General features: G+C 43.8%; 12 protein-coding genes. 4 read left to right on the top strand and 8 right to left on the bottom strand.

Annotation, left to right across the window (positions count from 1 at the left end):
- Nucleotides 1-134 precede the first annotated feature (134 nt).
- Together ACEW9I_RS09670 and ACEW9I_RS09665 are read right to left on the bottom strand one after the other, a co-directional pair.
- Nucleotides 135-512 carry a hypothetical protein gene (locus ACEW9I_RS09670; RefSeq protein ID WP_373540140.1) on the bottom strand — a complete coding sequence of 126 codons (378 nt, stop codon included), beginning with the start codon at nt 510-512 and terminating at the stop codon, nt 135-137.
- Between the two features lie 1,006 nt (nt 513-1,518).
- Nucleotides 1,519-2,415 (bottom strand): hypothetical protein, encoded by an 897-nt coding sequence (locus tag ACEW9I_RS09665; protein WP_373540139.1) that lies wholly within the window; start codon nt 2,413-2,415, stop codon nt 1,519-1,521.
- Between the two features lie 168 nt (nt 2,416-2,583).
- Here ACEW9I_RS09665 and ACEW9I_RS09660 point away from each other — a divergent pair, with 168 nt between their 5' ends.
- Nucleotides 2,584-3,486 carry a hypothetical protein gene (locus tag ACEW9I_RS09660; protein WP_373540138.1) on the top strand — a complete coding sequence of 301 codons (903 nt, stop codon included), beginning with the start codon at nt 2,584-2,586 and terminating at the stop codon, nt 3,484-3,486.
- A gap of 298 nt (nt 3,487-3,784) precedes the next feature.
- Complete coding sequence (locus ACEW9I_RS09655) at nt 3,785-6,163, top strand: hypothetical protein (protein ID WP_373540137.1); 2,379 nt, start codon at nt 3,785-3,787, stop codon at nt 6,161-6,163.
- A 77-nt stretch (nt 6,164-6,240) separates the two neighbouring features.
- On the opposite strand, the gene ACEW9I_RS09650 is transcribed toward ACEW9I_RS09655, so the two are convergent.
- The 6 genes from ACEW9I_RS09650 to ACEW9I_RS09625 all read right to left on the bottom strand — a co-directional run bounded on the left by ACEW9I_RS09650 (nt 6,241) and on the right by ACEW9I_RS09625 (nt 10,033).
- Nucleotides 6,241-6,939, bottom strand: a complete 699-nt coding sequence (locus ACEW9I_RS09650; RefSeq protein WP_373540136.1) for a hypothetical protein — start codon at nt 6,937-6,939, stop codon at nt 6,241-6,243.
- On the bottom strand, nt 6,930-7,397 hold the full coding sequence (locus ACEW9I_RS09645) for a hypothetical protein (protein WP_373540135.1): 468 nt from the start codon (nt 7,395-7,397) through the stop codon (nt 6,930-6,932). Before ACEW9I_RS09645 ends, ACEW9I_RS09650 begins: the two co-directional genes overlap by 10 nt.
- Entirely contained in the window at nt 7,390-8,433 is a 1,044-nt protein-coding gene (locus tag ACEW9I_RS09640) for a YhcG family protein (RefSeq protein ID WP_373540134.1), read from the bottom strand. The genes ACEW9I_RS09645 and ACEW9I_RS09640 overlap by 8 nt, the downstream gene beginning before the upstream one ends.
- Before the next feature lie 64 nt (nt 8,434-8,497).
- Nucleotides 8,498-9,088, bottom strand: a complete 591-nt coding sequence (locus ACEW9I_RS09635; protein ID WP_373540133.1) for a hypothetical protein — start codon at nt 9,086-9,088, stop codon at nt 8,498-8,500.
- Between the two features lie 43 nt (nt 9,089-9,131).
- Complete coding sequence (locus ACEW9I_RS09630; RefSeq protein WP_373540132.1) at nt 9,132-9,785, bottom strand: Fic/DOC family protein; 654 nt, start codon at nt 9,783-9,785, stop codon at nt 9,132-9,134.
- Complete coding sequence (locus tag ACEW9I_RS09625; protein ID WP_373540131.1) at nt 9,782-10,033, bottom strand: hypothetical protein; 252 nt, start codon at nt 10,031-10,033, stop codon at nt 9,782-9,784. The genes ACEW9I_RS09630 and ACEW9I_RS09625 overlap by 4 nt, the downstream gene beginning before the upstream one ends.
- Nucleotides 10,034-10,559: 526 nt before the next feature.
- Here ACEW9I_RS09625 and ACEW9I_RS09620 point away from each other — a divergent pair.
- Together ACEW9I_RS09620 and ACEW9I_RS09615 are read left to right on the top strand one after the other, a co-directional pair.
- Nucleotides 10,560-11,270 carry a hypothetical protein gene (locus ACEW9I_RS09620; RefSeq protein WP_373540130.1) on the top strand — a complete coding sequence of 237 codons (711 nt, stop codon included), beginning with the start codon at nt 10,560-10,562 and terminating at the stop codon, nt 11,268-11,270.
- Between the two features lie 159 nt (nt 11,271-11,429).
- Nucleotides 11,430-11,789, top strand: a complete 360-nt coding sequence (locus ACEW9I_RS09615; protein ID WP_373540129.1) for a type II toxin-antitoxin system RelE/ParE family toxin — start codon at nt 11,430-11,432, stop codon at nt 11,787-11,789.
- The last annotated feature ends 24 nt before the right edge of the window (nt 11,790-11,813 follow it).

The following is an 11,813-nucleotide window of genomic DNA, read 5'->3' as shown; positions in this document are numbered from 1 at the left end:
TGCCAAAAATTGAAAAAATTCTGCTGTTAGCCTAAAAGTGTTGAAATGCCTGAGTTTGAGGAGACAAAACTTCATCGAACTCAGGTTAAAAGTGTTGAAATGCCTGAGTTTGAGGAGACAAAACTTCATCGAACTCAGGTTTTGAGTGATGCAACTCCTGATTGAGTCAATATCATCGCGCTAGACGGGCTAGTCGCATAATTAAAGACAGTAATTCCAACTAATAAGCCAACAAACAGCATCCATCCGCCACTTTTGCCATGTTTGCGTAAGAAATCACTAGCAGTTCTACTAATTCTCGGATTGGTAGAGCAAACAAAACCACCTAAGCTCACACTAGCCAACATTAAAAATGCGGTATTACTACTTGAAGGATGCAAGCACCAGTCAAAAATAATAATTGCACTAGCTGTAATCAGCCAGAATTCAGCCGAAAAAGAATGATAAAAGCGATCGAGCGCGTTACGCGGTCTTTGCCGATCGGAGTGAGTATCTTGAAATGTTCTAGTCATGGTCATAATTCCAGTGTTTTCAATTACGTTAGATAAGTGTAGAAGCGCGTGGAATGCCAATCTGTCTAAACTATTTACTATTAGTAAATACTCTCAAATTAATTACTTAAATTAATGAAGATTAAGTGATCAATGTACGCTGTGTCCAGCGTGTACGCAATGTACGTGATGTACAAGAGTTAAAGTATTTGAGTAATTTAATTGGAGATTGAAGATCGATTAAGTCAGGTCTTTTGATTGACTTGATTGAAATTATAGTTGATTAAAAACGTAAGTCAACCCATGTCACATGGATTTGCAAAATTAATAGTTCTCAATATTTGTGATGGTGTAAGCTAAATAGCTGAGAATATAATTAAACTGGGGTGAAATAAGTATTGAATGCGTTCGATTAAGCAAATATGCTTAATATGAGTATTAAATGGTAAAAATTGGATAATAAAAAGCAGTCGCTTTAGATAGATCTAAAGCGACTGCTTGTGAATATTCTCGTTAGTAAAGCCTCTCCTGTCTTGTCTTGCTTCCATGGTCGGGAAACCCGACCGGAGCAAGCCGCTGTAGAGAATCGAATCTTAACTAATTCTCTGCTTCTAACGGCTTGCTGTTTGTTTGTAAGCTTTTTGGAGGTATTATAAATGCTACGATATTTGGCTCTTTCGGATCGTTCTTACGTCTCCTTGTTTCTCTGGTCAGTGCAATCGTTTCACCCTCAGCGACACGATCTAGTACTTCTGCCAAGTTGTCTCTAAAATAGCGCATTCCAAAATGTTGCATGGTGTTCTTATATCCAATGTATACCGTGTATTTACAGGCACTCAAGAACAATGTCCGAAGCATGGGTTTTGTGTCAATCCTAGAAAATTAGCTGTATTTTTAGGAGTCATCGTTGGCGTAGGCTCTCTAAAAAAGAATCAAACTAATTGGCAAACTCGACCTCACTCGTTTTTTCCAAATTTAACGTGAATTTGCAATTTTGTAAAGGATATAAGCAGTTCAAAAAATCTAGTTATGGAATTGCTACAAAGCACAGCTTGTCACGATCGATCCCATTGATCGGCACTGGTGTATTCAGTTTGCGCGTTGAGGCTTTGCACTGTGCTGTTAGCCCACCTCTATTAATTACGACAATTTGCCTAGCCAATTGTCCATCGGGACTGTTCAACCAGTTTGCAACTGCCACCCGCTCGTCCACTTTTTTCCAAGTCAATCCCGCTGCGATGACTGAGGTTAATGCCATCGTTGCGCCGATCGCATAAAAGAACCAGGGAATCTGTTGAATATGCGTCTGAATTGGCGGAGATTTAATCGTGTCGAGCTTATTCGTAATTTCCATTAACGTTTGTTCGTTCTGAACAACCTGCTTAAATAAAGCATTGGTACCCTGAGATATGCTAATTTTAGCAACAATGTCATCCATGTATCGGTCGAGTGCATTAGGATTGAATTGCTTGGCTAAAATCTCAAGTGCCCGGTCTAAGCTTTCCCCCGATTCTTTGAGTCCATCTCGAACCTCTAAGAACTTTGCATCATTCTGTTTGACATTCGTGCGAACTGTTTGTGCAATCCGTTCTACCAAGCTATCTCCATGCGAATCCAGGATTTCTCTGGTGTGATTTTCAAATCTACTTACAAGATTTGTTAACATCGTTGTAACTTGTAAGACTTCAGCTACCGGATCGGTGTCGGGTATCTGATGTCGATCGACCGTTCTCTGTGCCAGATCCTGAATCCCCTTGGCTTCTTGTCTGAGTAAGTAGCCTAGAGAATCGCGATCTGGTGGCTGTTCTATCTGTGGTACTGCTTTAGATGCCTTAGATACTACAGACTCATGTTCGTAATCATCTAAATTATCTAATCGATTCGATCGGATGGAGTAGCGATCGTCAATTTCTGTTCCGCTCATTAATTTCAAGTCCTCAATAAAAAATAACTGGATTTATATGAATCCCCGTCAAATGATAACGAGGATAGAGTGATATGCTTAAATATTAGCAAGATTTAATAGTTTAAGTTCTTGTAATAAGAATTAACAAGTAAAAATGAAAATAATTCCATTGCCTCTACCTTAGAAATGAATTCTCAAAACACACCGATATTGTCTCGTGCCGAGTTACTTGAATTCCCAATAGCTGGGAGTATATCAACGGATAAACCGATAATTAATTATCTAATTTATCTAGAATTGTCATTAATTATAATTAACAATCTAGACAAGAGTACGTCTTGCTTGGAATGTCTCGACCGAGATTTACTCTCAGCTTGCAATCCAGAACAAGATCCCTATCTAATCAATCGGGCAACATTGAATGACTTGCGAATGATGCAAGATGATGTAATCGCGGTTACTGACACTAGAGCGATCTTCAGCTATGCGTTGCTGACTTTATTAACTCCTAGTATACTTGCGAATCTCGATCTATCGACTGCTAAAAAAAGAATCACTGAAGCTATTACTAGAGTCACTAGGTTAACTGATGCGATCGAGTTATTATTAACTAGCTTTGGAGATAATGGACTCAAATTAACGATCGAAGTCAAAACAGAATTTGGGGTAATTGACTTGTTTGTCAAAATGGCGGACAAGCGAAATTTTGCTTTAATGCTCAGAAGTAATGGTGCCAACTATATCATGTGGGAGGAAAATCGGAAACAGTTTTACATTCGGCATACAGGGAGAAGAGGATTGAAGCACTGGGGCACTACTACCCAGATCCTCGAAACTTTTAACAAACAGACAATTTGGTTGCAAAAAGCTAAATCACCGATTATCGGATCTACGGCTGCCGAGCGTAAAAACCCCATTATCAGGGCGATCGTCCTAACTGGCGAAACCGAATTGGATAAATTACATCACGATCCGGAAGCCAGAGTGAATTTTGGGCAGACTAAGGTAGTGAAAATCGATACTGGCTATACAATTTACTTGCTACAGTCTGCCGATCTAATTAAATTCTTACTACCCAAAATTACTTAATTAAAGTAATATGTACAGATACACATCAAAAAAGCCCCACGTTCTTACGCACAAGGGCTTGACTGATAATATTTAAATCGGAATTGCTGGAGCCAAAGTCTAGATCTTAGACTTCATCTTCACCCCATCAACGCATAGTTTTGACCGCTACGTTTTTATCATAACCAATTTTGGTTATGATGTCTACCCTTTGTACAGTGTGGCTTACATCCCACTAAAACGAGGATTCGAGGATAGAGGGTGAAGATAAAAAATCAAGATTTAAATGCAGCTCGGTGATTCCACTAGGAAAACCCGAATGAACCCTCAGATCGACCTCTACAGTCAACTCGCTCAACTATTCCATCTTGGCTACCGTTTCATCAAAGCCAAGAATACCGATAAGCCCCAGTGGGAGACAATCGGTAAATACCAGCTCAAAAGTGGCGGATTTATTAAAGACTACGCCAGCACCTTATTCCTGCTGGGAGTGGGATTCGGAGCCAGCACCCTCTACACTATGCTGGATATCGATATCAATAGCCCTTACCATCCAGCGAATAATTCAAAAGCTTTCCAAAAACTTCTGCATACTTTAGAGAAAAAAGGGCTAACCCATCCAGTCCTCATTCAAAGCTCTAATAGCGGCGGCATTCACATTTACTACTTCTTTCCGAAAAAACTTAATACATTCCGCGTTGCTAGTTTTATCCACGTTACCCTGATTAATGCGGGATTCAAGTTCAAGCCAGGACACCTAGAAATTTTCCCCAACCCTAAGCCATACAGCACCAAAGGCAAATTCAGCAATTACAAGCCCCATCGACTGCCCCTGCAACCAAACAGTGGTTCTTATGTACTCGACCGCTGGGGAGACATCGTTATGAATGCAGAAAGTCTGACCCACATTGGACAAGTTTCGATGTTTCTGAGGTTAGCTGAAGCATCCGCCGCCGCACACGGCGAAGATATTGCCAAAATTGAAGCAGCCCTAGACTGGGCGTATTGGCTCTACACTCACAAAATTGCCAAATATCAACATTTAGACCGTGACTACAGCGAAGCAGCCAGGGAATGGCTAGAAGACCTGTTGTTAACAATGGCAATTGGCTGGACGGGGAAAGGACAAACCAATCAAATGCTTCAGCTCCTCGTTACTTATGGCGTAGTGTTCAAAGACCTGGAAGTTAAACAAGAGCTATTCGATTGGGTGCATGAGACAGTTCTCGGCACTAGGGGTTATGTAGAACACTGCAATCACCACCGCGACATTGAACCTCGAATCTGGGACTGGGTAAATGCAACGATCGATAACGAATACTACGTGAGCTATTGCGGATTCCCCGCCCGACGTGGCATTGGGATTGATAAATTAGTCAAGCATATCAAGAAAAAGGAGCGAAAAGCTAACGCACACAATCAAAAAACCGCAGAACAGACACAGCAACGATTAACAACGATCCTAGCGATGCTAGGACAGCTACCCCGACTGATCGTTGACCGAATCAAAGCGATTCAAACAAAGTGGCAAGATCTGTATGATGAAAAAGTTTCAAGTGTGACACTATATCGCAAAAAGTACAAGTCACTGTGGAATGGAAGTCTAGCGAGTGTAGAAATAGCAGATTTAAGCGAAGATTTTACCCTAGAGCTAAAATCCCTAGAAACAAGTCTGGCTGCGCCATCAGCCCAAAAAGCAAGTCAAGACGATCGACAAGAGCAATCGACTGATAATGCTGACCCTGCAACAGTATTTTATCCTAAAACCCTATATGAAGTGTTTGACAGAAATGGAGGCTTGGGCACCGCAGGGGCACAGCCTATCACCCCCGAAGATTCCATCACTCCCGAAGGTTCTGCTACTCCTGAAGATTCTACTCCTGAAGATTTTACAAAGCAGTATATCGAACATCCTCAAACTCAAAGTCTAGAACGATCGATCCCACTTCAAGAGCAAAACACTCTTTCTACAGTTATCGAACTAGTTGGCAAAATTAGAGAATCAAACCTACAACCACAAGACAGTTTGTTACTTGAAATGTTACATCATCCTCAGTTCGATCGAATTGAATTACTACTGGAGATAGGATCGCAGTTACTCCGTGCCAACTCCTGGACTGAAGTTGAAAGTATTACCAAAGAATTATGTTCGATCGATAAGCAAGATCTATGGCAATCTCTCACTTTTGCAGAGCGGTCTAAAATTAACGCGCTTAAAATGCTTCAAAAGTTAACTCCTCAACCAGAGATAATTCTTGAGCCGATTCCAAGTATTTGCGATCCTAGTACGATCGCTGTATCGACACCCACCCCAAATGTCGAAATTGGTATGCGGCTGCGGCGCAATCGAATTAAGGTTGCTGCGAATCGTTATGTTGAGGTAATTACAAACTGTGAAGTTATTGGACGCAATGGCTTAGATTGGACGGTGCAATCGCCACAAGGAAATCGCTATAACGTTTCTTCAGCAGCACTTGAAGGAGGTGATTGGGAGATCGAAATCGGTTCGTGTGAAGCTGGGGAAAGTTTACCATCGGGCAAGTCTACTCCGTTTGGTATTGAAACTATCGTTCGAGCGATCGACGGATTTGTAGGTAAGATCGCTCGGATTTATAAGTACAGTAAGGAACCTTATGCAGTCGAAGGAGAGCTGGGAGAGGTGCGTCGATTTGGTTTCGATGACCTATTTCCACTCTGACAGGGGCAATCCGAGATAGCTGTAAAATAGTGCCTGTAGAGATCGATTTAATTTCGGATCTCGATCTATGTCGATCTCTACACTGTTTTATCGATCCAAATCCCCGATCGATCGTAGAAGTCACCACTAAATTCCACTTCATAACTCCACTGACGACGCAGCAAACAGCCAGTATCTCCCAGTAATAACCCCAACCAGACATTTACCAAACTCAAACCCGACTGCTGCTGTAGCTCCACCAACAACATCGAACCATACTCTCCCATCACCGCTCGAATCCGGCTCGCCCATAGCTCGACCTCTTCCTCATGTGCGATTCCCAACACCAAGTCAGATACCCTTGCGACCTCCATTTCCTCAGTTACCACCTCATCGCTAATTTCCGCCAACGCCTCAGCCACTGACAGCTCCCGCACCACGCTTCCTCGCTCGTAACCCCGCTCCACCTCCGGCAGTCCAGGCGGTTCGATAAACTGCTCCAGATCCACAAAACTCGATTGGCGCACATACACATCGAAAGCATCTAGCGGCAGACAAGGCTCACGCTCTGGATGAGATAAATACCCAATTTCCGCCAGCGTCACCGCACAGCGACTGCCATAAATCTCCCCCAACCGCAGGATCGCCTCCCCTACCACCGCTAACTTCTCACTCGTTGGCAGCAACTCGATCGATTGCTCCACCCGATCGAGCAACCCAAACAAGTCAGCATCTACTGGTGTTTTCGATGCTGTGTCCAGATCATCCCAGAGCGAAAGTTGAATGACTACTGGCATAGAAAACAAGGCCGAACCGGACACTGTTCGGGACTGATTAATACCTGAGATGCAAACTTTTTAAACCCATACTCAGTATCTAATACCGTCAGAGCCTGCCAGAGATACTTGTGAACTTGAGACGGCAACCAGCCAGCACAATGGACTGGCTGCACTACTGCTAACTTATTATTTCCATCCCAGATCTCAATCCCGATCGCATGAATCGGTGAATCCTCTCGTAACTCCCGCCACACCTGTAGAATCCCATAATTAACTTGAGGCACAGGGATTTGATGCTTGGTTTCGATCCGTCTGCGCGCCCGCTTCTGATTGATTCGATCGCGATTATTAATGTAAAAACGTCGAGCAGTGCAAAGCTTATCATCCCAGCAGTTAGGATGTTTGGCTCTAGCTTCGGCTGGGGATAAGGGAGCACAACGGAGACATTTAGCAGGGGTTTCTCTAGATTTAGCCACCCACATCTTCCTCCCACTCAATCGCACCTAGTTCGGCCTCTAGCTCTGTGGTTGAAGGTAATTCTGACTGTAAGGGATCGGGTAAGGATTTAGTCAACGCCTCCGTCCACTCAGCTACCCCCATCGGTTTATTGATATCCCGCAACGCATATTCCGCCACCACTCCATTTTTAGACCGACACAACAATATCCCAATCGTCGGCTCATCGTTAGGATGGCGCAACAAATCGTCTACCGCTGATAGATAGAAATTCAACTTCCCCGCATACTCTGGTTTGAACTCATCCACTTTCAACTCAATCACCACATAGCAGCGCAGTTTGAGATGGTAGAACAGCAAATCCAGCCGAAAATCTTGACCACCTACCTCTAGGGGAAACTGTTTACCTACGAACGCAAAACCCGCCCCCAGTTCCAGTAAAAACCTCTCGATATGTTGAACTAAAGCATTCTCAAGTTCTCGTTCCTGAGCTGCTGTGCCCAAGCTGAGGAAGTCAAACAGATACGGGTCTTTCAGAGTTGCCCTCACAAGATCGGAGCGATCTGGAGGCAAGGTTGCCTCAAAATTAGTTACAGCCTGACCCTGGCGTTGATATAGTTGGCTTTCAATCTGCATTGCCAATATATTCCGCGACCAACCATTAGTCGTCACCTGTTGGGCATACCATCGTCGAGCGTCCGAATCCTTCACCTTGTCTAGAATCATCAGGTTATGACCCCAAGGAATTTGTCCAACAACCTGTTGGACTATTTGCTCTTCAGAATAAGCTTCAGCCAAAGCCCTCATGTACAGCAAGTTGGTGCGAGATAATCCCTTTAGTTCGGGGAACTCCTGCCGCAAATCCTGAGAAAGCCTGTCGATGACTTTTGCACCCCAACCTTGTTGAGACTGTCGCAACAGAATTTCCCTCCCAATCTGCCAGTAGAGTAAGATCAACTCCCGATTAACTGCCAGAGCCGCCCGAATTTGGCTAGTGCGAATCCGCTGTTTGAGACTGATGAGGAGTTCTTGATATTCAGTACTGAGTCGATCCATACGGGTTTGAGGGGATTACCATTTGCAAGCGTTGTTTTGAAGAAATTCAATCATTCATCTTAAATTACTCTTCAGGACGCTCAATGCCGATCGATTGAATTCTTAAATCGCAAATTTCTTTGAATATTTCTAACTTTTCGCGATCGGTAGCAGCTCTAAAAATCTCGGTAACTGCGATCGCGGCTTTACTTTTAGGTTCTGCCATAGCCTGTTCTTGCAGATCTTCGGTACGTCTGGGCACAAAAACAATAAAGTCAGCGGGTCGATAGCAATCTGAATCCTTTGCTGACTGAATCTTTAGTTCTAGATCCACTTCAGTGCTGGCAGAGTGAATGATTCTACCATCCTCAAATAAAATCCACTTTCCGCTATGTTCTTTTACTAGCACATTCAAGCAGTCACGAAAATGACCGCGTTGTTTCTGTAAGTAATTTCCAGATTCTAAATGTAGAAAGAGATTGTAAACAGAGTAAGTAATTCCCTCTCCTCGATCGTCCTTACCATGTATCAACAATCTTCTGGAAGTTTTACCCCGATTGAGATCGTACATCCGATCTTCAAAACTTATGGCTTCCGACATCGCCTCTAATTCTAGACCTTGAAACTCTCTCTTGGTGTTAGAATTGGAAATAATATCACTGATTCGATCGTTCATTTCTACAAAACCTCCCAATAATCAATTAAAAATACTGCTGCATTTATTCTCCAATCGTTGTTTTTCCCAGCCCTTTTAACGACTTCAATACCGATGCAGATTGCTGGCGTTCTACTGCATCTTGGATAAACGGCTTGAGATAATTATCTAGATGTCCCTGTTCGGGATCGTTGAGTTCTTTTGTTAATGCAGTTAGATAATCTGTCTTGTCAGTTTGTCCCCAATCGATACTTATTCCCGCCCGATATGCCAATTCTGAATGAAGCACCATGATAGTGCGCCCATTTCCATCCAGAAAAGGATGTGCATGAGCCAGCGATCCCATAATGTGCCCAGGCCGTTCGCCCATAACGTTAGGATCTCGACCGATATCGAGCGCATAGTCAGTCACCCTTCTGATGTACGGAGGCTGGGCAAACATCGCCCCGTAACCGCCCTTGGTGATATTGATATTTGGTGCAGTTAGTAATCGATCCCGACCAGCCCAGGGATAGACATCGCCAAACAAAGTTTTATGAATCGCTAAAACGTGCTTGTATTCGATGAAATCTATATTTGCTAGCGCATTTATCGCTCGACTAAGATTACCTTGAAACGAGGCATATTCGAGATCTTTGACCTGTGATATGTCTTTAAGGCTAGCAAAATTACGTAAGTAACCTCGACTCTCAAAGTCACCAAATGGGTCAAAGGTCACGCATCTCGCTCCTGTAAATACCGAGCGTGAAGCAACGTATTATCTTTGCCTGTTAGAATACCAGCGCGATTGAGTTCTACGAGCAACCATTGAGTTCGATCCAACTCAACCTCATTGTCGGACAGCCGCGCGAAGGTAGCACCGATCTCATCGAGTTGAGAATGGTCGTGTTCGAGGTTGTGTTTCTGAGCCAGCAGCTCTATTTGCTGTTGAACGGTCGAGTTAGCGATCGTGCGAACTGTTGTCATCTCAAATACCGATGGTGAGGTGGTTTTGACTACTTGATATTATATCACGATCTCGCCGATCGGCTAAATATTGTCTAATTCTCGTCTAACGTATGGAAATGAATCTTTTCATGTGTTCAGTTTGTCGCTTTCACTACCGAATGCCCCTTTCAGCCCCCGATCCCCACCAAAATTGCATAATCCCTCGAACAGAGGGATTAGTAGGCGACAGAATACGTGTAAAAACCTGCAAGATGACCATCAAAGCCTTGTTCTGTCTAGATGTGGCGAACGACTTGTCGTCGCGCAAGCTTCGTCAGGATACTTGGAAAATAGTGCCGCGAAAGCTTGAAATGCAGATGGAGCAAGCTTTCTGCTCTTAGCGGACTATTTTCCCGATTTGGAACGTTCGGGTGAAAAGCTGTGCTGGATAATGGTTTCAAGCTTAACCCAGTTTTCGGTTCGTCTGTTTTGGACAGTTTTTTTGTTAAAAACCTGGAAAATAGCTTAAAATTGAGATAGCGACTAGCATTTCATTCTTCGCGCGATGAAAACCCTAACCAAGACTGAATCTATCCGCCAACGGATTCTTGCTGGCGGGGAAAGATTTTGGAACCATCAAGACTTAGCCGACTATCCCTCAGCCACTATTGCTAAAACCTTCACCCAGTTGGTTAAAGAAGGCATCCTCCAACGCATCAGCAAGGGACATTACTACCACCCTCGCCCCACTCGATTCGGTTACAGCCAACCAGTTCGATCTGAATTACCCTATCAACTCACTCAAACCCGCGTCTATCCAGCCGGAGTAAATGCTGCTAATTTACTCGGATTTACGACTCAAAATGCCATCGATGGGACTTTCGCCACTACTGCGAATAGTCTACCGACAGCTTGGTTGGGACAAAGAGCCAAACTCTTTACCCGTCGTCCGAGTACCTGGGAGAATTTATCGGCTACCGAAGCAGCCCTACTGGACTTTTTACGATCGCGCGGTGAGTGGAGCGACTTATCGCCATCAGAGACAAACCTGCAACTACTGAATCACTTTCGAGTCCCAGGACGATTCGAGCGATTAGTCGCCATTGCCCATGCCGAACCGCCGAGAGTTAGAGCGATGCTGGGGGCAATCGGACAGGAATTGAAATATGCAAAGGACTTATTACAGCAGTTGGGAAAGAGCTTGAATCCTTGCTCGCGGTTTGAATTCGCGAAATTGAGCACTCTCTGGTACGCCCAGGAGTGGCAAGCCAAATGAGACTTCACCAACATCCAGAATTTCGCGATGCGTTCGCGTAGCGTCCACTTTGTGGAATCGCCTAGCATCGGCTCCACCGAATCGTAGCCACCGCTACTTTTATCCCGATCTCGATCGAAAAACATCGATCGCATTACATATATATGATATATTTTATATATGATATGGGAGATTGTTTTTCACCGAGAATTTGAAGCGTGGTTTGTCGATCTAGATGTTGATGTGCAAGACTCAATCGCAATGGTGCTTGATGTTTTAGAAGCTCAAGGGGCGGCATTGGGTCGTCCCTACGTCGATACGATTAAAGGTTCTGACTTTACCAATATGAAAGAACTCAGAGTTCAGCATGATGGAGATCCCTATCGTCTACTTTTTGCCTTCGACCCAAACCGCCAAGCAGTCGTACTAATTGGTGGAAATAAGCGCGGCGATAAGCGGTGGTATGACGTAAATATTCCAATTGCAGATCGTAGGTTTAAAGAATATTTAGAAGAAACCAGTGGAGGCGAGTTTTTATGAGCGGACGACACAGAACATACAGAC

Source organism: Chamaesiphon sp. (genome assembly GCF_041738855.1).
In the GTDB taxonomy this organism is placed as follows: domain Bacteria; phylum Cyanobacteriota; class Cyanobacteriia; order Cyanobacteriales; family Chamaesiphonaceae; genus Chamaesiphon.
Note: the sequence above shows the minus strand (reverse complement) of the source record. Positions and strands in the feature narration are given on the sequence as shown.

Excerpts from the sequence above, each read along its gene's own strand:
- ACEW9I_RS09670 (WP_373540140.1), bottom strand. The coding sequence starts at position 512 with ATGACTAGAACATTTCAAGATACTCACTCCGATCGGCAAAGACCGCGT.
- ACEW9I_RS09665 (WP_373540139.1), bottom strand. The coding sequence starts at position 2,415 with ATGAGCGGAACAGAAATTGACGATCGCTACTCCATCCGATCGAATCGA.
- ACEW9I_RS09660 (WP_373540138.1), top strand. The coding sequence starts at position 2,584 with ATGAATTCTCAAAACACACCGATATTGTCTCGTGCCGAGTTACTTGAA.
- ACEW9I_RS09655 (WP_373540137.1), top strand. The coding sequence starts at position 3,785 with ATGAACCCTCAGATCGACCTCTACAGTCAACTCGCTCAACTATTCCAT.
- ACEW9I_RS09650 (WP_373540136.1), bottom strand. The coding sequence starts at position 6,939 with ATGCCAGTAGTCATTCAACTTTCGCTCTGGGATGATCTGGACACAGCA.
- ACEW9I_RS09640 (WP_373540134.1), bottom strand. The coding sequence starts at position 8,433 with ATGGATCGACTCAGTACTGAATATCAAGAACTCCTCATCAGTCTCAAA.
- ACEW9I_RS09635 (WP_373540133.1), bottom strand. The coding sequence starts at position 9,088 with ATGAACGATCGAATCAGTGATATTATTTCCAATTCTAACACCAAGAGA.
- ACEW9I_RS09625 (WP_373540131.1), bottom strand. The coding sequence starts at position 10,033 with ATGACAACAGTTCGCACGATCGCTAACTCGACCGTTCAACAGCAAATA.
- ACEW9I_RS09620 (WP_373540130.1), top strand. The coding sequence starts at position 10,560 with ATGAAAACCCTAACCAAGACTGAATCTATCCGCCAACGGATTCTTGCT.
- ACEW9I_RS09615 (WP_373540129.1), top strand. The coding sequence starts at position 11,430 with ATGATATGGGAGATTGTTTTTCACCGAGAATTTGAAGCGTGGTTTGTC.